Genomic DNA, 22,954 nt, shown 5'->3' with positions numbered 1-22,954 from the left:
TTCCCATATTTCCCATATCATGACGATTTTCATTCATGCCGGTAATACGATGCAGCGTCTGGCAAAATTTCAGGGATGCCCAATGCCGTGCAGCAAAACGTCCGCCGCGCTGAGAAACAGTTGTTCCTCGTCAAGCGCAATCTTGGCGCGATACTTGCCCATAAACGCATAAAAGAACGCGGAGACAAACATGAGGGAGGCGGTCTGAAAATCGCCAGGCGGAATCCTGCCCTGCTGATGAAGCCGCTCCAATTTTTCTGCCAGCACCTCCACGGCCGTCAATGGCATGCGGCTGAGCAGTTTCAAGACTTCCGGGTGATTCTCCCCCTCGATCATGCAGATCATCATGATCTCCTTGCGTTCCACCAGCGACTGGTAATACGTGCGGGCGTAATGCACCAACAATTCCTTCAGGCTGGCAAACTCCCCCCGGATGCTTTCCGCAAGAAGAGGGCGGATCGACGTCAGCTCCTCCAACAGTTCCAGCAGAATCCGCTCCTTGTTTTGGAAATGGCGGAAAATGGTGACTTCGTTCACGCCGGCCAGCTCGGAGATTTTGCGCGTCGTCGCTCCCTTGAACCCTTTCTGCGCCATCAGCTGACGGGCTGCCGCCAGGATGCGCTCCCTTGTTTCCTTTTCCTCTCCCTTCCCTTCCATAGGCGGCTGTATTTCTTTACCCATCTTTCATCCTCCATGTATGCAATCACTTGCATTCATTTCCAGCAGTCCTCATTATACACGGCCGATATATGTAAGTAAATACTTGCATGCGTTTTCAATTGTAAATTTTTACCCACAAACGTGGAATCAAAATAATAAATTCCTTGACGGGAATATTCAAAAATGGTTATATTCCAATCACGGGATATTAATAATTTGCAGAAGTCGCAAAAAATGGAGGTGTATCGTGAAGATCATAATCGGTCTGGCAATCATCTCGAAGGGCCGCTTTGACTGCAAACGAAAATCAAGGAGGATATTGAAATGGTGAACAGTGCAAGCAATAAATTGGTTTGGAAGGTGGAAGGCCGCGAGCTTGTACTCGAACGCGTTTTTGACGCGCCGCGCGAATTGGTGTTCGAAGCTTTCTCGAAGGCCGAACATTTAATGCGTTGGTTCGGGACAAAAGGATGGCCGCTTACGGTTTGTAATATCGATTTTCGTCCTGGCGGCGTATGGCATTACTGCATGAAATGCGTTGACGAAAGCCAGGAATATTTCGGTCAAGAATCGTGGGGCAGGGCTGTTTTTCATGAAATCGTAGTACCGGAGCGGATCGTGTACACCGATGTGTTCTCCGATGCGGAAGGCAACGTCAACGAGAACATGCCGGAGGCTCGGATTACATTGGAATTCGTCGAACATGACGGCAAGACGAAGTTGATCAGCCGTACGCAGTACGCGACGGAAGAAGCGCTCAAGTCTGTGCTGGATATGGGCGTAATTCAGGGCATTACCCAAAGCTGGGACTCCCTGGCCGACTTTTTGGTAGAGCTTCAAAGCAAATGAGATACGCCGGAAACAGCAAAAGCCGCTTTGGCGGCTTTTGCTGTTCAAGGACACTTCTTAACGTTTCTGTGACATTTTATCAGGGGAAACTACTAAAGCGTTTACCATAGTATGGAATTCCGGTTGAATGAAGCGTATCATATCCTCCGGCAGCGCTGCCGTTACGTCGATCTCCCTGCCGTCCACCGGATGCCGCAGGGCCAGACGGTACGCGTGGAGAGCCTGGCGCGAAAAGGAAAACCGCGTCCCGCCGTAAAGCCTGTCACCGGCAAGCGGATGGCCCAGATGCGCAAAGTGGACACGAATCTGATGGGTTCTCCCGGTTTCGAGCCAGACCCGGACCAGCGTGGCGCGTGCGGAGCGGGCCAGGACGGCGTAATGCGTGATGGCCGGCTCGCCTTTCTCGTCAACGCGGCGCCGGGTGGGATGGGAAGGATCACGGGCGATCGGAGCTTCGACGGTGCCCTGATCGTCCTTTATCTGCCCGCACACCACCGCGACGTATTCGCGCTTAAGCGCTCCCTCGCGTAACATGCGGTCCGCCAGCTGATGGGCATAACCGCTCTTGGCCAGCAAAATGGCCCCTGTCGTCTCCTTGTCCAGCCGATGGACGGCATGGACGGCAGCCGCTTCTCCCCGCTGCCGCAAGTATGCAGCCAGCCGATGGACCAGCGTGCCCGACTGCTCCGGGTTCACCGGATGAACCATCATGCCGGCGGGCTTGTTGACGATGATGTACTGCTCATCTTCGTACAGGATATCAAGATCGATTCCGGCGGGCTTCCCGGCTGCGGGTGCCGGGAGATCGGCCGCTTTGTCGGCGATGCGCACGCGGATGCGGTCGCCTTCTTTTACCGTTCGCTGCAGATAAGGGGGCTTGCGGTTCAATTGTATCCCCTTGCTGCGTGTCAGCCGCTGCAGCATGCGGCCGGAGACGGCCATTTTCTCCCGGATGACCCGCTCCACCGTCATGCCCGCCTCTTCGGCAGAGACGACATGTTCCAGCCAGCTGCTCCGTTTCACCGCTGATCCCCCTTTCTGTTCATCCGCTTATCTTTTCAGTTATCCCTTCAAATTTTCCGGATTCAATCCCTGCAGTTCATCCGGCACGAACCGGCCGTCTTTGCGGATCAGGACGCCGTCGAACCAGATCTCGCCGCCGCCGTACTCCGGACGCTGGATGTTCACCATGTCCCAGTGCACCGAGCTGCGGTTGCCGTTGTCAGCGATCTCATAGGCTTGTCCCGGGGTGAAGTGGAAACTGCCGGTGATTTTCTCATCGAACAAGGTATCAAACATCGGCTGCAGGATGTACGGGTTTACCCCGATTGCGAATTCGCCGATATAGCGGGCTCCTTCGTCGCTGTCGAGGATTTCGTTGAGCCGCTTCGTATCGTTGGCGGTCGCTTCCACGATCTTGCCATCCCGGAAGACGAGGCGCACATTTTCAAATTTGGTTCCCATGTAGAGCGAAGGCGTGTTATAGGTAATCGTGCCGTTCACGGAATCGCGAACCGGCGCCGTATAGATCTCGCCGTCCGGGATGTTTCTTTGGCCCGCGCAGATGATGGTGGGGATGTCTTTAATCGAGAAAGTCAGGTCGGTGCCAGGTCCCACCAGCCGTACCTGATCCGTCCGGTCCATCAGTTCCTTCAGCGGCAGGAACGCCTTGTACATTTTTGCATAATCGAGGGTACATACGTCAAAGTAGAAGTTTTCAAAGGCCTCCGTTGACATGTTGGCATTCTGCGCCATGGCCGGGGTCGGATAGTTTACGAGGAGCCAATTGACATGGGAGATGATATAATCATTGAGCGGTTTGCTGCCAAGCTGATGAATCCGCCGCTTCTCCACCGGCACGTCCGACGTTTCGCTGTCGTTGGTAAAACCGTTGATGGCGATATACGCATGCATCTCCTTCCACATGCCTTCTTCCCACTTCACGAGATTGGCGACCCTCTCTTCGGAAGTGCCCAGCAGCAGCTGGCGATGGATTTGAGGATCGACAAACCGTACATAGGGATAAGCGCCCCGTTCGTATGCTTGTCTCACCAGCTCTCTGGCCAGGTCGCGCCCCTCGCCCCGCACCTCGATCATCAGGTTCTCTTTTTCCTGCAGACGCACCGAGTGATTCAGCAAAGTACTCGCCAATTTCTCAATACGTGGATCCAACATGGCAAAACTCCCCCAAAAAAATTCTTTTTCCAACTCCCATATTTTAACACAAAGCCGATCGGGAATAGATGATTTGATAAAAAATTTTTTACAGTGTTCCCCAACCGAGCGTTTCTTCCAGATACCTGACGATCCGCTCTTCCGCCTGGTTCAGGTCCGTGGCATCCACTTCCGTAAAGCTGCCCACGTAGGCATTCCGTTTGTTTTGGTACCGCGGATCATAATAATAGACGAGCAGGGTGGCGATCGCCGTCCGGTAGTCGCCGCTCTGAATCGCTTCCCGCAGCAGATGGGACTGCGCGGTCGGTATGCGTCTGGCGATGCCGGCATAGGCTGCCATCACGCTGTCCTGATAGTCCGGCCGCCACGCAAACGGCAGCACGTACTCCTGATAGAGCCGTTCCACCCGGACGTCCAGCGGGGCGGTGACATCCACATGCAGCGCCCGCTCCTTCGCGTCCATCAAAAAGGCGGGCAGCACGGCATTCCCGATCCGCTTGCTCTCCGCCTCCATCAGGAAAAAGGGAGCCGTCCGGAAACGGCGCAAGGTTTCAAACAATCGGGCATCAAACATCTTTTGATTGGCCGGCCGGCCTTTGCCGATATGTCCGAAGACGGATCCCCGGTGGCCCGCCATCCGCTCCAGATCCAGCACCGGCAGCCCCCTGGCTTCCAGGCGGCGCAAGAGCTCGGTCTTGCCGACGCCGGTCATGCCGTGGAGAAGGACGAGGGGAACCTTCAGTTCGTAGGGTACGATCGTTTTGACCACGTGCTGCCGATACGCCCGGTAGCCGCCGATCAGCCTGCGGACGGGGATGCCGGAAAATGTGGCAAATGTCGCCATCGCCCGGCTGCGCATGCCGCCGCGCCAGCAGAAGATCGTCGGTTCTTCGCCCGTTTCCTCGGCCCGCTGCCGGATCGCCTTCATCAGCGACTCTATCTTCGGGGAGACGATCTGCATCCCCAGCCATTGCGCCGCCTGCTGTCCCTGCTGTTTGTACATGATGCCGACCTGTGCCCGCTCTGCATCGCTAAAGAGCGGAATGTTGACGGCACCCGGTATGGTATCGCGGGCGAATTCGCCTGGCGAGCGTACGTCGATCAAATTCCCGTATCCTTGATGCAGCATCTCTTCCACACTGATGTCCTGCACTGGTAAATCACCTGCAATCTGCTATGCTAGTATTATAGGCTTTTCTTACATCTTATCATGATTTCCGTTTTCGGAAGGAGGCCATACCATGCTAGCTTCTGTAAAACTTACTTCCCTGACGACAAAAGGCGGCTGCGGATGCAAGATCAGTCCGGACGCGCTTTCTTCTGTTCTCAAAAACCTGCCCCCCGCCCAGCATCATGATCCGCGCCTGCTGGTGGGCGTCGAAACGTCGGATGACGCCGGCGTCTACCAGCTGACGGACGAGATCGCCCTGGTACAGACGGTCGATTTCTTCACGCCGATCGTGGACGATCCCTACTGGTTCGGCCAGATCGCGGCGGCCAATGCGCTGAGCGATGTTTTTGCCATGGGCGGCAAGCCGCTCACCGCGCTCAACATCGTCGGCTTTCCCATCAGCAAGCTTGACCCTGCCATCCTGACGGAGATTCTGCGCGGTGCCGCGGATAAGGTGGCGGAGGCAGGAGCGGTGCTGGTAGGCGGCCACTCCATTGACGATCCGGAACCGAAGTTCGGCCTCTCCGTCACTGGAACGGTACATCCCTCCCGTGTGCTGACGAATGCCGGTGCCAAGCCGGGCGATGTGCTGATTTTGACGAAGCCGATCGGTGTCGGGATTCAGACCACCGCGATCAAGCGGGACGCCCTCTCCCCGGAGCAGACCGAAACCGTCATGCGGATCATGGCGACCCTGAACAAACAGGCCGCCGCCTGCCTGGAGCCGTTCAACGTGCATGCCTGCACGGACGTGACCGGATTCGGCCTGATGGGGCATACGCTTGAAATGGCGGAAGGTAGCCGGGTCGGCATTCGCGTGCACGCGTCCCAGGTGCCCGTCCTCTCCGGCACCCGGAGCCTTGCCGAGCAGGGGATCGTTCCCGGCGGCAGCAAGTCCAATTTCCGCTGGGTGCAGGATCGCGTTCGCTTCCCCGACGGGATGGACGAGACCGACCGCCTGATCCTGTGCGATGCGGTCACCTCGGGAGGGCTGCTCATCAGCCTGCCTGCCGACGAGGCCGGACAGCTGCTCGAATCCCTGCACCAGCACGGCGTCACCTGGGCCCGGATCATCGCCGACGTGGTGGCAGAGCATCCGGGACAGATCGTCGTGGAAGGACAGTTGGAGCAATAAAAAAAATTCTTGCATTTTGGATCGTTCCTGGCGTATGCTAGGTTGTAAGCAATTACCATTACCAAACAAACGGGAGTGTTGATACATGGTGCATTCTGTCGTTTCTGAACAGTAGATGATGCCTCGTAGGGGGCATCATCCCCCTACAACTTCATCTGCTTGCAGAAGCTGCAGGATGACGCCTGTTCCGCTTCCGTTTTTCATATGTTGTGCGATCGGAAGGCGATTTGTTCTGTCTGCTGCACCACTTGTGCGCCGGAGGAACGTTCGTCTTCTTTTTGCCCCAGCCGATGGCGCATGCGGACGGAGATTGGCCTTTTCTGCCCGCATGCGCCTGTTGCTTTCCCAGGTGCCTGATGCGGAACCGTGTTTATCCTGCAGCCATCTTCGATTTTCGGTTAGGAGGAAAACCTGCTATGCATTGGCTTTCATGGGATCTGAACTTAAAAATCAGGCTGCTCGGCGAGACGCTCTTCCATACGCTGTTCTGGATGTTCTTTCCCTTTATGGCGCTTTACTTCAGCGACGCCTTCGGGAAAAATGTGGCCGGCATCCTGTTGACCGTGCCGCCGCTCGTGGGGATTTTCGGCAACCTATTGGGCGGTTATCTGTCCGACCGCTTTGGCCGCCGCCCCGCCATGCTGCTTGGCTCGTTCATGCAGGCGGCGATGTTTGCGCTGTTTGCCCTGTCTGCCAACCACTGGGTGGATTATCTGGCGTATATCGGGATCGGGCTGGGCGGGTCCATCTACTGGCCGGCCAGTTCGGCGATGGTGGCTGATCTGACGCCGGAAGAGGAGAGGCGCGTGGTGTTTGCGACCTTTTACACGGCGATGAATATCGGCGTCGTGTTGGGCCCGGTGCTGGGATCGATTTTCTTTTTGCATTACCGGAGCGCGCTGCTGTTGACCTGTACGGTCGTGACGCTTGCCTATGCCCTCGCGATCTTCTTCCTGATCAGGGAGACGCTCCCGGAGACGGCGAAGAAACGCGACCCATCGGCGGCCGGGTCCTCTCTCCTCAAGGAACAATGGCAGAGCTATGCGGTGATCCTGCAGGACAAGGCGTTTGCCCTTTATATCGCGGCCGGCATTCTGGTCGCCATCACCTTTATGCAGCTTGATCTGTATCTGGCGGTGTACGTGAAAGAGTTCGTCCCCGCACAGACACTCCTCGCGTGGAACGGCTGGTCGTTCTCTCTCAACAGTACGGAAGTGTTCGGCTGGATGGTGGGGTTAAACGGGCTGCTGGTCGTGCTGTTCACCCTGCCCGTCACCCGATGGTTTGAGCATTGGAGCGACCGGAATGCGCTGATTTTCTCGTCTGTCGTCTATGGCTTGGGCATGTTTTTCATCGGGCTGACCACCCAGGTGTGGCTGTTGTTCGGCTGCGCGGTGATCCTGACGCTCGGAGAGCTGATCCGCACCCCGGTGGTACAGAGCTTCGTCAGCAAATACGCACCGGAGGACGCGCGGGGACAATATATGGGGGCTTCCAGCCTGCAGTTCTCGATCGGACGCTTTCTGGCGCCGTTAACCATTTGGCTTTCCGCGTGGATGCCGCCAATCGGGGTATTCGGGATCATTCTTCTCTGTTCGCTGCTCAGCGCCCTTCTGTACGTGAAATTGTTTCAAATCTTGCCGGACAGCCGTCCGGTCCAGGCGCACAGCTCCTTGTCCCATGCCGTTAAGGAAAAGACGGAGATGGTATAGGGCTTGCCATGCGAAAAAGCCTGTTTTCCCTCTTGTGTGAGGAAAACAGGCTTCTCTTTTTTCCCTTACTTCGATGGTGCCGGCACGGGCTCCACCTTGGGCACCAGGTACTCCGTCCGGGTAAAGCGGCCGCGCATCCATTGATACGTATCGTCATAGATGGCCCGCCCCTGCGGTTCCTTGCTCTTGAACGCTTCCAGGAGACTCTTGGAGCCATAGTAATACGCGTGAACCTTCTCCTTGTCGATGCCCAGCTTGTGGCCGGCGATCAGCTGATTGTAGTAAATCTGGTAGTACCGCATGTCGCGGACCATCCGTTCGTCGCCTTCCACCTCGACCCCCATGCCGTATTGGTTGGCCACCTTCAGCGTGGTTTCGATCCGGTCCACGGGGATCTCCTTGTCATTGTAGAAATTGGGCTGGATAAAGGCGTAATCGAAGCCGAGCGCTTTCCACTCCGACAGGCCGGTCGCGCCGAAGTACGGGATCCAGTAGAAACGCAGCGCCTGGTTATGCACCATCTCCGCCGTCTCCCGGATCAGCTGCCTTTCTCCCGGAACGGCGTCATCGATCATCTCCTTGTACCAGTAGATCCCTTCCAGTTTCAAATACTTGAACTCCGCCTGCCGCCAGCGCTGCAGCAGCTTCTGGAAGTACCAGTCCAGCGCCTGCTTGCGGTACCGGTATGAGCGTTCTTCCCCGACCGCCTTGGGCTGGAACGAGAGGGAATCCTGGTTTTCCAACAGCTTGCCGAAGTTGCCTTGATTCACATCCGGATAGGGAATGGTCAGCACCACTTTCTCCACCACCGGATCGGTGTAGAGCGTGCCGCGGCGTTTGTTGTATTCGATCATCGCATCATTGAGCGCATACAGCTGCCGCTGCGTGCTGAACAGATCGTCCAGATAATGCTCCCAGCCCTCTTTCGTCGACGGCAGGTTCGGATACGGCAGGAACAGGATGCTGTCAAACATCCGATCCAGCACCTTGCCATCCGGCGACATGTAGCCGACCAGCGGCAGGAAATCCTCCTTCGTCCAGGTACCGCGCTCGGCGTAAGCGCCGGAATAGGCGAGCAGCATGTTTTGCATCCGGTCCTCCGCCTTCTTGTCCATCAGCGCGGCTGTGGCTTGAACAGGGGCCAGGAAAACCGGCTTCACGTCATTGCCGTGGCTTTCGCTCCCCAGCACCTGCAGCTGGCGGGCGAAGACAAAGATCTGGACCGGGAAACGAACCCGAACATAACGGACGTCCACCGACGGCAGGCTGACCGCCAGCGTGCGGATCACCGGCGTCTCCTCGGAAGCCGGAACCGAATGGGTGGCTTTGCCGCCGTAATGCCAGGTCTTGCCGTCTTTGGACACCTCCACTTCCATCTCAGGCGGGAGATAAATCCCCTGCTTCTTGTCTTGCTTGAAGCTGAGCAGTACCCGTTCCACGGTTTTGGTGCCCGGCAGCGCAAGGGTGATCTCGCGGCCAAACTGGCGGGCGTACCCCGTCCAGGTTTCCGACGGGGTCACCAATCCGCCCACCGGTCCGGGATAATTTTTTTCCAGACTGTGGAAATAGCTGTCCGCCGGTCCCGTCGTTCGCACGGCATAAAAACTGTCCGGCGCGTAGTTGGTCAAGCCCTCTTCCTGCAGGGGAGCCGCCGTGCCGCCTGCTTCCTCGGACGATCCGCCATCCGCCGTAATCTCCACCGGGATCGTGATCCTCCTGTAGCCGACGGTGACGGTCACCTGCCCCGTTCCCGCTTTGGGTCCGGCGATGAAGGTGCCATCCCCCAGAACCGTGCCAAGCTCCGGCCGGTCAAAGGCAAACACCGGAGTAAAAGGCAGCGCGGAACCATCGGGTGCGCTTACTTCCAGACGCCGGGTCTCGCCCGCAAGCAGGGTCAGCTTGTCCGCATTGACGCGAAACGCCGCATTCTCCGCCTGTTTCACCCGCTCGGCAAGCAGCCGGTCCATGATCACCGCCGCTTCGCCGCGCGTCACCTGCCCATTCGGTTGAAACCGGCCGCCGCTGCCTCGCATCCACTGCTTGGCCGACACCTTGGCGACCGCTTCCTGCGCATAGGCGGCAATCTCTGCCGCATCGGCAAAAGAAACCGGGCGATCCTCCTGCGATTGCGGATCGCTGCCGGTCGCCGTCATGAAACGGGAAAGCAGCACCGCCAACTCCTGTCTTTTGATGGGGGCGGCTGCCCCAAACAGGCTGTCGGTTCGTCCCCGCATCAGTCCGGCAGCGGCGAGGGACTCGACATACGGCGCGTACGGCCCGTCCGCCGCGATATCGGCGAAACGCGCCTCTTTCGGCTGTATCGGCAGCAGCCCCGCCGTCTTGGCAAACAGAATGGCGAAGTCCTGCCGCGAAATCGGCTGGTTGGGATGGTACAGGCCGCTGCCATCCCCCTGGATCAGCTGCAGCTTGGCCAGGCTTTCCACGGCCTGTTGGGCAAAATGGCCCTTCGTATCCGCGAAAGATATCGGTGACGACTCTCCCTCTATCTCCGCTGCCAAAGAGGATGCTGCGGCCGTGTTGACGGACGCCGGCGCAGCTGCCCCGGCTGCCGGCCCGACAGATGTTGTCAACAGCGCTGCCGCCAACCCGATCACCGCCAATTGGCGCGGAATGGTGTTTCTTCTTCTCAGCATGTTTCCTCCTCAACTCTCGCGATCTCTCTGTCTCTGGCGCTTTCCTCCGGTTTCGGCCGCGGAGGCTTCGGCCCGAAGAATTGATAGTAGTCTACTTTGATATTGCCGTTATACAGCTTTCTTTTTTTGCTGGCGATGCGCCCGAAGTGTTTTTCAAACCCTTCATGCGAGGTAAGCACGTAAAATGACCACGTATCCAGCGCGGAGAAGACCCGTCCCATCTCCTTGTACAGGCGCTCCACGTCTCGCCGTTCGCTCAACCGTTCCCCGTAGGGCGGGTTGCAGATGAGATAGCCGTACTTTCTTTTCGTGCGCAGCTCCTTCATCTCCATGCGCTGGAAATGGATCTGCTCCTCCACGCCCGCTTCACGGGCATTGCGGCGGGCCACCCTGAGAATCTCCTCGTCATGATCGGTGCCGATGATCTCCAGCTTCCGGTCGTACTGGGCCAGATCGTGGGTTTCCGCCCGCGCTTCCCGCCACAATGTTTTCGGAATGACCGGCCAGCTTTCGGAGACGAATGCGCGGTTCATGCCCGGCGCGATGTTTTGTCCGATCAAAGCGGCCTCAATGGGAATCGTGCCCGACCCGCAGAACGGATCGATAAGCACGCGGTCCGGTTTCCAGCGGGACAGGAGAATCAGGGCCGCCGCCATCGTCTCTTTCAGCGGCGCGGCGCCGATCAGCTCCCGGTAGCCCCGCTTGTGCAGACCCGGACCGCTGGTATCGATCGTCAGCGTGGCGATATCTTTCAGCAGGGCCACCTCAATCTTGTAGAGCGGCCCCGTCTCTTCGAACCAATCCCGTTTATACGTCTTCTTTAAGCTTTCAACCACGGCCTTTTTGACAATCGCCTGGCAGTCGGAGACGCTGAACAGGGTCGATTTCACCGATTTTCCCTCCACCGGAAACTGGCCGTTTTCGGGAATCCATTCCGCCCAGGGCAGCGCCTTCGTCTGCTCAAACAGCTCGTCAAATGTCGTGGCCTTGAACTCCCCGATTTTCAGCCGCACCCGGTCCGCCGTCCGCAGCCACAGGTTGGCCCGCGGGATGGCGGCGAGATCGGCGCGAAACATCACCTTGCCGTTCTCCACAGTCACATCCGTATATCCCAGATTCCGGACCTCTTCCGCCACCACGGACTCCAGCCCGAATGTTGCCGTTGCGATCAAATCCACTTTCTGCATCGTCAGTAATCTCCCGGTACCAGCATTGTAAGTCAGTTCTTCACTCACTCTCCTATCATACCCGAACAGCCGGGGAAATGGTAACGGAAGTATCCTTAAAATAAAGACGAACCAGCCCGTCCGGTCGTTTCACATGACCGCGGGCTGGTTGGCGGATCAGAAAAGCCGTATGGGTCAATCGTTACGCTTCCATCGACCGGGTCATGTACACCTGCTCCAGGAACGGCGTAAACCCGGCTTCCCGCAGGAGGGCGACCGCCGTTTCGTTCGAAGCCGGGAAGTTGAACGTGCTGCGCTTGCACACCGCCTCGAACGGCGCGAACACGTGACTGAGGGCAGCCCGCATGATGGCGGCGGCATCCGTCCGGTGAGGGGCCGCCACGCATTGGTGCAGATGTATCGCGGCGAGTCTCCCGTTGTCGTCAAACACCCGCTTGTACAAAGCATATCCGACGACCTCTCCCCGTTCGTCGCTCACCAGCACCGCTTCCCCGTCCCGCACGCCCGCCCACTGCGTCTGCCAGGGGGCCATATGGACGCAGAAGGAGAGCGGCCGGACATCGTGCGGAATGCCGTGTCTCACCTGATACCTTCCAGCTTCTCCCGCAAACGGATTGGAGGCAAACCCTTTCGTATGCTGCAGGAACAGCAGCCGGTCCACCACCTCATAGCCCATCTGCCGGTACAGGGCGATCGCGTTCTCATTGTGGCTGATCGCTTCCAGCGTCGCGATCGCCACGCCTTCCTCCCGATAGATCTGCAGGACCGCTTCCATCATCGCTTTCCCCACACCCCTGCGGCGATAAGCGGACGCCACCCCCGTACCGCCGTTCCAGGCCACTTTTTTGCCCGCAACCGTACGGATTCCGGTCAGCACCAAACCCGCAGGCTCGCCATCCGCGAAAGCCACGACGGAGAGGGAAGGCGAGATTCCTTCCGAGCCCAACCGCCAAACAAAACGCTCAACCGTTGCGGTCATATCGGCGTAATATCCCTCAAACCCCTTGTTCCAGGCCTCCGTCGCCTCTGCCATCGTACATTCGCTTAACCGCTTGATCGTGATCACTATTCCCAGCCCCTTCCCATTCAATAAAAATATTTTAATCGAGAAAAATCCAGTTTTCAACAATTGCGGAAATATTTCTTCTTTCCTAGGGAAGTGCTTTTCCTGTTCCTGCATCATTTTGTTGAAAAAGAAGGGATAGCCTCGGCGGATTGCGAAAATAGTCTTTCAAGCAGAAACCGTATCGAGGTGAAGCATGCGCACGAAAAATGAGACAGACACAACATGCCGCGAGAGTTCTGGCATTGGAACCGGGAATGCCGGCATGAGCGAGCGTCAGCGTATCCTGCTTTTTGCGGGAGGGAGCCTCGGGGAGTGGGCCTTGCGGGAGATACAGGCTGGCGATCTGCTCGTGGGGGTGGACCGCGGAGCCCTTTTTCTCGTCCGGCACGGACTGCTGCCGGATTTGGCTATCGGGGATTTCGACTCGGTGTCTGCCGACGAACGGGAGGAGATCCGGGCCGGCGCGAAGGCGCTTTCTACCTGCGACCCGGTATGGAAAGACTTGACCGATACCGAAATGGCCCTGCGCTGGGCCATCGAGCAGTCGCCCGCCGAGATCGTCCTGCTCGGCGCGCTCGGCACCAGGTTTGACCATACCCTTGCCAATGTCCAACTGCTCATGAAGGCCCTCAGAGCCGGTGTACCCTGCCGGATTGTGGACGAGAAAAATGAAGTGATGCTGATCGACCGCGGCTGCTCGGTGGAAAAAGACCGTTTTCCCCACATCTCGCTCCTCCCGCTCAGCTCCGAGGTCACGGGGATTACCTTGACGGGATTCCGGTATCCGCTGCATCAGGCAACCCTTTCGACCGGCGATTCGCTCGGGATCAGCAATGTCCTGGAAGAGGAAACCGGTACGATTGAGCTTGCCAGCGGGTATCTGCTGGTGATCAAAAGCATGGATTAATGGGCAAGCAGCCGCCATTCCGGCGTATTCCTCTTCCCCGCCGAAATTTGTTATGGTAAAGGGAGACTCGAGAAAAGAGGGACCAGGCTTGAAAGTCAGACTCGGAGTAGTAGGTGCGGACGATTCGCTGCAAATGATCCAATCGGTTGTCAAGGAGTTCACGGAGATTGCATGCATTCCGATCGTCTACTGGCGGGAGGAAGAGCTGATTGACTTGCTGAAGCCGCATGTGAAGCAGGCCGACATGTGGCTGTTTTCCGGGCAGGTGCCGTTTGCCATGGCCAAAGAATGGGGAGAAATTGAGGCGCCGATGGCATATGTGCCGCACATCGGCGCCAGCTTGTACCGGACGCTGCTGCATCTCTCCCATGAAGAAGGATTGCGGGTGGACGACCTCAGCTTCGATACGTTCCATCCGGATGAATTCAGCCGTTTTCTCGACGAGGCGGGCATTCCCGGCAGACCTGCCTACCTGAAGCACTATGAGGGGGCCATCCATGCCCAGGAGCTGGCCGACTATCATGAGCAGCTGTGGCGTGCCGGTCAAACCAAGGGAGCCGTTACCTGTCTGCGCACGGCGCATCTGGAACTGCTGCGCCGGGGTGTCCCCGTCTATCGGGTCCTTCCCACGCGAACAGGCGTCCACTCGATCATCAGCATGCTGCTGCGGACCTATGAGATGCTGCATTTCAAAGACACGCAAATCGCTGTGCAAATGATCGAGCTCGACTCGTGGAAGGGATTGCCCAAGGGGACGTTTTCCACTGATGAGATTCACAACCTGGAAATCAAAACAACCGAAAAGCTGCTCCGGTACGCCAAGCGGCTTCAGGGTTCCCTGAAAGCCGCCGGTCCCGGGCGTTACGTGATTTTTACCACACGCGGCCAACTGCGTGAGGTGACGCAAAACTTTACGTCCATTCCCGCTTTTGAAGAGGTGGAAGAAATCAAAAGCAATCTGGTCACCTGTGGCATCGGCATCGGCAAGACGGCGTACGAAGCGGAGATCCATGCCGGAACGGCGCTGCTGCACGCCAAGGCGTACGGAACCGGCGCATGGATGGCTTTTTTCGACGACAAGACCATCGCCGGTCCGCTGGGCACGCAAGAGCAGCTCACTTACAGCAGCGTCTCCGATCAGCTGCAAGCGATCAGCCGGCAGACGTCGCTCAGCGTCATCACCCTGAGCAAACTGGCGTCGATCTTAAAGAAGCTGGGCAAAATGGAAATCAGCGCGCACGAATTGGCCCAGCACATGAAAATCATGCCGAGAAGCGCCCGCCGCATCCTGATGGGACTGGAAACCAAGGGCGTGGCTCAGGTGATCGGGGAAGAAAACCCCCACCCGCGCGGCCGGCCGCGCAAACTGTATCGGATTACGCTGTGAAACGATCAACCTGCCATCCTCTCCCGGCGAACCAGCCAAGTTTTTTTCGCCGTTGACAGAATCGCAGCCTTTTCTTTCCCGCCTGACGGAACATCGTCAGGCTTGTTGTTTTTCGCCTTTTCAAAATTTACAGACTATCTTACAATTATGGACATATCCTTAAATTAACCGTTAATGCTTTGGGGACTCCGGCTGCGTACAGTACCCGTGGGATTGAGCGGAAGGTGCCAGCGTGCCGTACCTTGCCGTTCGCAAGCTGGCCTCAGCCCATCAGAAGGAGGTATGTGATCAATGACCACGACGGCAACGTTGAACGAAGCGGTGGAGCAGGTAAAGGAGCAGGTGATTGCCTGGCGCCGCTATTTGCATCAGCATCCCGAGCTCTCTTTTCATGAGGAGAAGACGGCGCAGTTCATCTACGATACCCTGCTCTCCTTTGGCAATATGGAAGTCTCGCGTCCGACGAAAACGAGCGTCATGGCGCGGCTGATCGGCTCCCGGGCAGGCAGAGTGATCGCGATGCGGGCGGATATCGACGCCCTGCCGATCACCGAGGAAAACACGTTTCCGTTCGCCTCCCAAAATCCCGGCGTGATGCATGCCTGCGGCCACGACGGGCACACGGCGATGCTTCTGGGAGCAGCCAAAATCCTCTCCGGGATGAAGGAGCGGATCAAAGGGGAAGTCCGTTTCCTGTTCCAGCACGCGGAAGAGATCTATCCGGGCGGCGCGGAGGAGATGGTGCAGGCGGGCGTGATGGAAGGGGTTGACCTGGTGATCGGCTCGCATCTCTGGGCGCCGCTGGAGTACGGCAAGGTCGGGATCGTCCCCGGCCCGATGATGGCCGCGCCGGATACCTTCTGGATCACGGTGATCGGCAAAGGGGGTCACGCCGCACTGCCGCACCAGACCGTGGACAGCATCGCGATCGGGGCGCAGGTGGTAACCAACCTGCAGCATATCGTTTCCCGCAACACCGACCCGCTGGACAATCTGGTGATCTCCGTCACGCAATTTATCGCGGGCACGACCCACAACGTCATCCCCGGTTCGGTCAAAATGTGGGGGACGGTCCGCACCTTTGATCCGAAGCTGCGCGCAGAGGTGCCCAAACTGATGGAACGCGTCGTCAAAGGGATTACCGAGGCGCACGGGGCGTCTTACGAGTTCAAGTACGAGTACGGCTACCGTCCGGTCATCAACGACGCGGATGTCACCCGCCTGATGGAAGAGGTCGTCGTGGAAGCGCTGGGACCGGAGTGGGTGGCTCACATCAGACCGAACATGGGCGGCGAAGACTTCTCCGCGTTCCAGCAAAAAGCCCCCGGCTGCTTCTTCTACATCGGAGCCGGCAACAAGGACAAGGGCATCGTCCACCCTCACCACCACCCGCGCTTCACCATCGACGAAGAAGCCCTGGAAGTGGGGGTGAAGATGTTCGTCAACGCCGCGCGCAAGGTCGTCATGGCAGGGCATTCGTGAGTCTTCTGCCACGTGCAGATAAGGAAGGGAGGGTTCGCCCGTGAAGCTGATTCATCTGCTGGCATTGCTGCCGTTTATCGGCATTCTCGGCTGCATTTCGTGGATCAACAAGGTTACCCCTTATGTGTTTGGACTGCCGTTTCTGTTGTTCTGGATCGTCTTCTGGGTGATCGCCACATCGGTGATCATGACGATCCTCTACCGGCTGGACCCGGCGAACAAGAAGGGGGAATCGCAATGAATGCGGCATTATGGATCATCTTCGGTTTTTTGGCCTTGTCCCTCTATCTTGGCATCCAGGCCCGCAGAGGCAAAGACATGAACCTGGAGCAGTGGACGGTAGGCGGCCGCGGATTCGGCACCATTTTTGTTTTTCTGCTGATGGCCGGGGAAATCTACACGACGTTCACCTTCCTTGGAGGCAGCGGCTGGGCGTACAGCAAGGGCGGCCCTACCTTCTACATCATCGCTTACGGCTGCCTGGCTTACATCATGTCTTACTGGCTGCTCCCGGCGATTTGGAAGTATGCGAAAGCACACAAGCTGATGTCGCAGTCCGACTTTTTTGTCAGCAAGTACAACAGTCCGTACCTCGGCGTGCTGGTTTCCCTGGTGGGCGTCGTGGCGCTGGTTCCCTATCTTGTCCTGCAGTTGAAAGGCTTGGGCATTATCGTGTCGGAAGCGTCTTACGGCACCATTTCCTCCTCCGCGGCGATCTGGATCGGCGTGATCGCCGTAACCGTGTACGTCATGATCTCCGGTATCCACGGTTCTGCCTGGAACGCGGTGGTGAAGGATATCATGATTCTGGGCGTGGTCGTCTTCCTCGGCCTTTACCTGCCGTTCCACTACTACGGCGGCATCCAGCCGATGTTTGAAGCCATCGAGGCGGCAAAACCAGGGTTTCTCAGCCTGCCGGACAGCGGACAAAGCGCGTCGTGGTTTGTCTCCACGGTTCTCCTGACCGCCCTCGGCTTTTACATGTGGCCGCACACATTCGGTTCCGTCTACGCGGCCCGAAATGAAAAAGTGTTCCGGAAAAATGCGATAGTCATGCCGTTGTATCAGCTGGTCCTGCTGTTCGTTTTCTTTGTCGGCTTTGCCGCCATTCTGCAGGTTCCCGGGTTAAAGGGAGCGGACGGCGACCTTTCCCTGCTGCGGCTCTCCATCAAGACCTTCGACCCGTGGTTCGTCGGAGTCATTGGGGCCGCCGGTCTGCTGACGGCCATCGTGCCCGGTTCCATGATTCTGATGACGGCGGCTACCCTGCTGGCGAAAAACGTCTATCAGGCGTTTGCGCCGGCGGCATCCGAGCAGCAGATTTCCCGACTGGCCAAATACCTGGTGCCCGTGGTTGCCCTCGTTGCGCTCTACTTCACGTTTGAGGGAGGAAACGCGATTGTTGCCCTGCTGCTGATGGGCTACAGCCTGGTGACGCAATTGTTTCCGGCGTTGTTCTTCAGCCTGTGGAAGCGAAACTTCGTCACCAAGCAGGGAGCGGCTGTCGGCATTCTCGCCGGTGTGGCAACCGTTGCCTACATCACCATCAGCAACAGCACGATCGGCACGCTGTTCCCGTCTCTGCCCCAGGCGGTCAAGGATCTGAACGTCGGGATTGTCGCTCTCATCGTCAATGTCGTGCTGATGACGGTCGTCAGCCTCCTGACCGGAAGCGGCGCGGCTGTCGGTAGCAAGAAAGAAATGGTGGCGTAACCGTCCGAATCAGGCAGACCCCCTCCCCTATCAGCCGTTTGATAGGGGAGTTCCTTTTCCCTGCTGCCTCCCGGTTTTTGGCCCTTACCCGATTGGCGGTGATGCCGGCAGAGAGATATGCTTCAGTTTCTCCGGATTCAAGATGATATAGATCGCTTCCAACCGGCCGTCACGCAGCTTGTAGCTGATGACGCTGTGAATCCGGCCGTCCCATGCATGGACGATTCCAGGGAGGCCGTTGACGGTCGCCAGGTACGCATGGAATCCGGCCGGGCGCTTCCTGGCGATCCCCGCCAGAAAGGCCGCAACCCGCTCCCGGGAGCGTATCGGATGCCGCGCGGCCAACACCTTTCCCCCGCCGTCAGAGTAAAGCACCACGTCCTCCGCCAGCAAAGCCAGCATTTTTTCGGTATCGCCGGCATGGATCGCCTGCATAAAATCGACAATCAGCTTTTTGTTCTGCTCATAGGGGAGGTTCGCGCTCCCCATCTCTTCGCCCAGCTTCTGTTTCACCCGGCTGAGAATCTTGCGGCAGTTGGCTTCCGTCTTCCCGACGATCTCCGCGATTTCCCCGTAGTCAAATGCAAGCGCCTCCCGCAATACCAGCACGGCTCTCTCCGTGGCGGTAAGCTTCTCCATCATGGTCAGGTAGGCGATGGAGAGCGTATCCCGCGCAATGACCGCTGAGGCGGGATCGTTCGACTCGTCGGCAAGAAGGGGTTCCGGCAGCCACGGTCCCACGTACACTTCCCGCTGTTTCCGGGCCGATCGCAGATAATCCAGGCAGCGATTGGTCACCATTTTGCAGAGGAACGCTTTGGGGTTGGTGATCGTGGTGACATCCAGCCTGTCGATGGCCACAAACACGTCCTGCACCATGTCTTCCGCGTCCATCACGCTGCCCAGCATGCGGTAGGCCAGTCCGAACAGCAATGGTTTGTATGTCGTGTACAGCTCCCGACGATCGATGGCGCATCACCTCCGAAGTATAGGATACGTAAAACAACCACTTTCTCCTTTGATGAGAGAAAGTGGTTGCTGACCATGGCTACCCTTCTGCATCGATGCGCAGCGACGCGCAGTCTTCCCAGCTGACAAAGAAATCTTCCCACATGACCTGACAGCGGTTGTTCTCCACTCCAATCACAACGCCTTTAGCCCCATCGCGAATAAAGACGACGTAATCGCCAACCGAGAACATCAAGGGCTACCCCAGCCGGAAGATGATGCCGTGGCCGCCCTTGGGGTATTCCCATTTGATATTTTGGTAGGGGCAGCCGATCCGGCAGCTGCCGCACTCATGGCAGCCTTCGTACCCGACATGCATGCGCACCTCTTCCCACTTGTACACCTCAGCCGGACAGAAGATCGTACACAGCTTATCCGGACATTTGGTTGCGCAGATATCGGCATCGAGCACGGTCAGATGGGACTTGGTATCCGCTTTGAACCGGACCAGATATTGCTTCTCTTCAATGGACGTACCTTTTGCCTGCTCGCTCACTATTTCATCACCCTCCATGCTTGGAAAAGGTCCCGGGCGATTTTCAGCTTATCACCGGCGCTGCCGATGTCCCGCCAGATTTTTTTCTGCTTTTCCCATTTCGAAGCGCCGTCGACCGTAAACATCTGGCTGGCGGCCCGGTTCATCATCGGGATATATTTTTCGATGTAGTGCGGGAACTTTTCGAAGTGATGCGTGGCGTCCTTGTATTTTTTCAGATCCTGGCCGACGAAGCTGTCCAGCAGGTTGACCCGGTAGCTGTCCAGCATGGTTTTGGAAAAATCGTTCGCTTCCCGGGCGCGCAGGATCGCCTCGGCCGCCAGTACCCCGGATGTCATGGCCATATTGGAGCCTTCGCGGTGAATGGCGTTCACCAGTTGGGCCGCATCCCCCACCACCAGCACCCCGTCGCCCACGATCTGCGGCATGGAGTTGTAGCCGCCCTCCGGGATCAGGTGCGCGAGGTACTCCTGCTGTTCCGTGCCCTGGAGATAGGGGCGGATCATCGGATGCTGCTTGACATACTCGAGGAGCTCATACGGCTTGATCTTGTGCTTGATCAGCCCGGAGAGCATCGTACCGACGCCGATGTTGAGGCTGTCCTTGTTGGTGTAGAGCCAGGCTGTGCCGAGGATGCCCTTGGTCGCGTCGCCGAAAATCTCGATCGTACAGCCCTGGTCGCCTTCCAGATTGAAGCGGTCTTCGATGATTTTCCGGTCCAGCTTCAGCACTTCCATCACCGCGAGGGCCACTTCATCGGGACGGAACTCCTTGTGAAACCCGAGCGACTTGGCCAGCAGGGAATTGACGCCGTCCGCCAGCACCACCACATCGGCGTAGACATCGCCGTCCGGCCGGTCGGTGCGTACCCCCACCACCTTGCCGTCTTCCACGATGCACTCCAGCGCGACCGTCTCGTTGACCAACAGCGCCCCCTGCTGAACCGCCTTGTCGGCGAACCACTGGTCAAACTTGGCACGCAGCACCGTGAAGTTGTTGTAGGGCGGCTGGTTCCATTCCAGCCCCTTGTAGCTGAAGGTGACCGCCGACTCCTTGTCGAGCATCATAAAGCGCTGCTCGACGATCGGCCGCTCCACCGGCGCTTCCTTGTAGAATTCCGGGATGATGTCTTCCATCATCTTGCGGTACAGGACCCCGCCCATCACGTTTTTGGAACCCGGATACTCGCCCCGTTCCAAGAGCAGCACGTTTACGCCCGCTTTTGCCAGCGTATAGGCACAGGCCGTCCCGGCCGGTCCCGCTCCTACCACAATCACATCAAACTTTTCCGCCATACTGTACCTCCCTGGCCAGCGCCGCCTGAAAGCCTTCGATCAGCAGCGGCACGATTTCGAACGCATCCCCCACGATGCCATAGTGACACGCCTGGAAGATGGCGGCGTTCGGATCCTTGTTGATCGCAATAATGAGTCCGGAATTCTGCATGCCCACCAGATGCTGGATCGCACCGGATATCCCGATGGCAAAATAGATTTTGGGTGTCACAGTCACCCCGGTCTGCCCGACCTGGTGATGGTGCTCGATCCACCCCGCTTCCACCGCATCGCGGCTCGCGCCGACAGACGCCCCCAGCACGTCGGCGAACTGGTGGATCAGCTGGAAGCCTTCCTTGCTCCCGAGCCCTTTCCCGCCGGCCACAATGATATCGGCCTCGTCGATGCGCACCTTTTTCTGCGTCTCGCGGACGATCTCCAGCACCTTGGTGCGGATATCCTCTTCGCCAAGGGGGAGGTGCTCCTCAATCAGCTGGCCGCTGCGTCCGGGCACCGGCTCCAGGGCTTTCATCACTTTCGGCCGGACGGTTGCCATCTGCGGCCTGTCTTTTTTACACAGGATCGTCGCCATGATGTTGCCGCCAAACGCCGGACGGCTCGCCTCCAGCAGTCCGGTTTCGGCATCCACATCCAGCATGGTGGTATCCGCCGTCAGACCCGTCGCCAGGTCGGTCGCCACGGCGCTGGCCAAATCTTTCCCGGTAGAGGTGGCGCCATACAGGAAGATCTCCGGCTTGTATTTCCGGCAGCAGTCGATCACGGCCCGCATGTACGACTCCGTCCGGTAGTGATGGAAGATCGGATCGTCGTACAGGTAAAGGAGATCCGCCCCGTAGGCGAACACTTCCTGGGCCAGATGCTTTACCCTGTCGCCGATCAGGACCCCCGCCAGCGGCACCCCGCGCTTGTCGGCCAGCTTCCGTCCGGCGCCCAACAGCTCGAGCGAGACCCGGGCGATCTTCCCGTCCTTCTGTTCGATAAACACCCAGACGCCCTTGTAATCCTCCAGATTCATCCGAGTTCCTCCTTCGCCCTGAACAGCTCTTTTCTCTCCAGCAGAAGGGAGATGATCCGTTCCGCCTGTTCTTTCGGCGTGCCCGTCAGCATCTCGCCCCCCTTGGGCTTCTCCGGCGGCCACACCTTGGAGACGATGGTCGGGGAACCTTTCAGGCCAAGCAGCGTCCGGTCCACATCTTCCAGATCGTCGACCGACCAGATATGGGGCTGGTAGCGGGCCGCCCTGATCATATTGGGCAGCGGAGCGTACGGCACCTCGTTGATCTCCTTTTCGACGGAAAAGAGGCACGGCAGGGTGGACTGGACGACTTCGTAGCCGTCCTCCAGCTTCCGGTGGACGATCGCGTAGCCTTTTTCCTTGTTGATCTCCACCACTTTCTTGACGCTGGTCAGCGGCGGGATATCCAGGCGTCTGGCAATCCCCGGCCCGACCTGCCCGGTATCCCCGTCGATCGTCATCTTGCCGCAGATGATGAGATCGATCGACCGGCTCTTGCCGATTTTTTCAAGCGCCTTGGTCAGCGCGTAGCTCGTTGCCAGCGTATCCGCCCCGGCAAACGCCCGGTCCGTGATCATGTACCCTTCGTCTGCCCCGATCTCGATGCATTTACGGATCGCCTTGACGGCTGGAGGCGGTCCCATCGTCAGGACGGAGACGGTGCCTCCGTAACGATTTTTCAGGCGCACAGCCTCCTCGACGGCATGGGCGTCGTAGGGATTGAGGATCGCCGGCGCGCTTGAACGGTCCATCGTATTGGTTTTCGGGTTCATCTTGATGATCTTGGTGTCCGGGACCTGCTTGATGCAGGCCACGATATGCAGCATGCTCCATCACCCCTTCGTTCTCTTCAATAAGGTTGTCTCCCCTTCGGACAGGTCGTTGTTTCCCGCCATCCGCTGCGGTGTACATGCTTCCAGTGTATTTGCGCAAGGAAGGACCTATGCCTGATTTGTGGATTCCCCCTTGCCAGGATAGAATCGAGCCAAGCCTACAACCATTCGTTGACCGATCAACAAGCCACCCCCGTTTCAAGCATGAG

General features: G+C 58.0%; 21 protein-coding genes. 8 read left to right on the top strand and 13 right to left on the bottom strand.

Annotated elements, in window-relative coordinates; translation table 11 throughout:
- Window positions 1-69: 69 nt before the first annotated feature.
- A complete protein-coding gene (locus G3578_RS13620; RefSeq protein ID WP_165213501.1) occupies window positions 70-681 on the bottom strand; it encodes a TetR/AcrR family transcriptional regulator in 612 nt (203 codons plus the stop codon).
- A gap of 303 nt (window positions 682-984) precedes the next feature.
- Between G3578_RS13620 and G3578_RS13615 the strand changes: the two genes are divergently transcribed.
- A complete protein-coding gene (locus G3578_RS13615; protein WP_165213500.1) occupies window positions 985-1,509 on the top strand; it encodes an SRPBCC domain-containing protein in 525 nt (174 codons plus the stop codon).
- Between the two features lie 57 nt (window positions 1,510-1,566).
- Here the strand turns inward: G3578_RS13615 and G3578_RS13610 are convergent, their stop codons facing one another.
- The 3 genes from G3578_RS13610 to mnmH form a co-directional block, all read right to left on the bottom strand.
- On the bottom strand, window positions 1,567-2,532 hold the full coding sequence (locus G3578_RS13610) for an RluA family pseudouridine synthase (protein WP_346774012.1): 966 nt from the start codon (window positions 2,530-2,532) through the stop codon (window positions 1,567-1,569).
- Between the two features lie 39 nt (window positions 2,533-2,571).
- Entirely contained in the window at window positions 2,572-3,684 is a 1,113-nt protein-coding gene (locus G3578_RS13605) for an aminopeptidase (RefSeq protein WP_165213499.1), read from the bottom strand.
- Between the two features lie 88 nt (window positions 3,685-3,772).
- A complete protein-coding gene (gene mnmH / locus G3578_RS13600; protein WP_346774011.1) occupies window positions 3,773-4,837 on the bottom strand; it encodes a tRNA 2-selenouridine(34) synthase MnmH in 1,065 nt (354 codons plus the stop codon).
- 88 nt (window positions 4,838-4,925) lie between these two features.
- Here mnmH and selD point away from each other — a divergent pair, with 88 nt between their 5' ends.
- A complete protein-coding gene (gene selD, locus G3578_RS13595) occupies window positions 4,926-5,990 on the top strand; it encodes a selenide, water dikinase SelD (protein ID WP_165213498.1) in 1,065 nt (354 codons plus the stop codon).
- Window positions 5,991-6,406: 416 nt separating this feature from the next.
- Window positions 6,407-7,702, top strand: a complete 1,296-nt coding sequence (locus G3578_RS13590) for an MDR family MFS transporter (RefSeq protein ID WP_165213497.1) — start codon at window positions 6,407-6,409, stop codon at window positions 7,700-7,702.
- A 65-nt stretch (window positions 7,703-7,767) separates the two neighbouring features.
- On the opposite strand, the gene G3578_RS13585 is transcribed toward G3578_RS13590, so the two are convergent.
- From G3578_RS13585 to G3578_RS13575, 3 genes are all read right to left on the bottom strand, one after another.
- On the bottom strand, window positions 7,768-10,356 hold the full coding sequence (locus G3578_RS13585) for a DUF4855 domain-containing protein (RefSeq protein WP_241254619.1): 2,589 nt from the start codon (window positions 10,354-10,356) through the stop codon (window positions 7,768-7,770).
- Window positions 10,350-11,543, bottom strand: coding sequence for a THUMP domain-containing class I SAM-dependent RNA methyltransferase (locus G3578_RS13580; RefSeq protein WP_165213496.1), 1,194 nt, complete (start codon window positions 11,541-11,543; stop codon window positions 10,350-10,352). Before G3578_RS13580 ends, G3578_RS13585 begins: the two co-directional genes overlap by 7 nt.
- A 181-nt stretch (window positions 11,544-11,724) precedes the next feature.
- A complete protein-coding gene (locus tag G3578_RS13575) occupies window positions 11,725-12,609 on the bottom strand; it encodes a GNAT family N-acetyltransferase (protein ID WP_165213495.1) in 885 nt (294 codons plus the stop codon).
- 262 nt (window positions 12,610-12,871) lie between these two features.
- Here G3578_RS13575 and G3578_RS13570 point away from each other — a divergent pair, with 262 nt between their 5' ends.
- The 5 genes from G3578_RS13570 to G3578_RS13550 all read left to right on the top strand — a co-directional run bounded on the left by G3578_RS13570 (window position 12,872) and on the right by G3578_RS13550 (window position 18,098).
- A complete protein-coding gene (locus G3578_RS13570) occupies window positions 12,872-13,516 on the top strand; it encodes a thiamine diphosphokinase (RefSeq protein ID WP_165213494.1) in 645 nt (214 codons plus the stop codon).
- An 88-nt stretch (window positions 13,517-13,604) separates the two neighbouring features.
- Entirely contained in the window at window positions 13,605-14,903 is a 1,299-nt protein-coding gene (locus G3578_RS13565) for a helix-turn-helix domain-containing protein (RefSeq protein WP_165213493.1), read from the top strand.
- 291 nt (window positions 14,904-15,194) lie between these two features.
- Complete coding sequence (locus G3578_RS13560) at window positions 15,195-16,385, top strand: M20 family metallopeptidase (protein WP_165213492.1); 1,191 nt, start codon at window positions 15,195-15,197, stop codon at window positions 16,383-16,385.
- A 40-nt stretch (window positions 16,386-16,425) separates the two neighbouring features.
- Entirely contained in the window at window positions 16,426-16,626 is a 201-nt protein-coding gene (locus tag G3578_RS13555; RefSeq protein ID WP_165213491.1) for a DUF3311 domain-containing protein, read from the top strand.
- Window positions 16,623-18,098 carry a sodium:solute symporter family protein gene (locus G3578_RS13550; RefSeq protein ID WP_165213490.1) on the top strand — a complete coding sequence of 492 codons (1,476 nt, stop codon included), beginning with the start codon at window positions 16,623-16,625 and terminating at the stop codon, window positions 18,096-18,098. Before G3578_RS13555 ends, G3578_RS13550 begins: the two co-directional genes overlap by 4 nt.
- An 84-nt stretch (window positions 18,099-18,182) precedes the next feature.
- Here the strand turns inward: G3578_RS13550 and G3578_RS13545 are convergent, their stop codons facing one another.
- The 6 genes from G3578_RS13545 to G3578_RS13520 all read right to left on the bottom strand — a co-directional run bounded on the left by G3578_RS13545 (window position 18,183) and on the right by G3578_RS13520 (window position 22,739).
- Window positions 18,183-19,052: an RNA polymerase sigma-70 factor gene (locus tag G3578_RS13545; RefSeq protein WP_206529684.1), complete on the bottom strand. Its 870-nt coding sequence runs from the start codon at window positions 19,050-19,052 to the stop codon at window positions 18,183-18,185.
- A 94-nt stretch (window positions 19,053-19,146) separates the two neighbouring features.
- Window positions 19,147-19,299, bottom strand: a complete 153-nt coding sequence (locus tag G3578_RS13540) for a hypothetical protein (protein WP_165213489.1) — start codon at window positions 19,297-19,299, stop codon at window positions 19,147-19,149.
- 6 nt (window positions 19,300-19,305) lie between these two features.
- Window positions 19,306-19,620, bottom strand: a complete 315-nt coding sequence (locus G3578_RS13535) for a ferredoxin family protein (RefSeq protein ID WP_165213488.1) — start codon at window positions 19,618-19,620, stop codon at window positions 19,306-19,308.
- On the bottom strand, window positions 19,602-20,897 hold the full coding sequence (locus G3578_RS13530) for an FAD-dependent oxidoreductase (RefSeq protein ID WP_165213487.1): 1,296 nt from the start codon (window positions 20,895-20,897) through the stop codon (window positions 19,602-19,604). The genes G3578_RS13535 and G3578_RS13530 overlap by 19 nt, the downstream gene beginning before the upstream one ends.
- Window positions 20,881-21,912, bottom strand: coding sequence for an electron transfer flavoprotein subunit alpha/FixB family protein (locus G3578_RS13525; protein ID WP_165213486.1), 1,032 nt, complete (start codon window positions 21,910-21,912; stop codon window positions 20,881-20,883). Before G3578_RS13525 ends, G3578_RS13530 begins: the two co-directional genes overlap by 17 nt.
- On the bottom strand, window positions 21,909-22,739 hold the full coding sequence (locus tag G3578_RS13520) for an electron transfer flavoprotein subunit beta/FixA family protein (RefSeq protein ID WP_165213485.1): 831 nt from the start codon (window positions 22,737-22,739) through the stop codon (window positions 21,909-21,911). The genes G3578_RS13525 and G3578_RS13520 overlap by 4 nt, the downstream gene beginning before the upstream one ends.
- Window positions 22,740-22,954: the final 215 nt, after the last annotated feature.

It is taken from the genome of Brevibacillus sp. SYP-B805, assembly GCF_011059135.1.
Classification (GTDB): domain Bacteria; phylum Bacillota; class Bacilli; order Brevibacillales; family Brevibacillaceae; genus Brevibacillus_F.
Note: the sequence above shows the minus strand (reverse complement) of the source record. Positions and strands in the feature narration are given on the sequence as shown.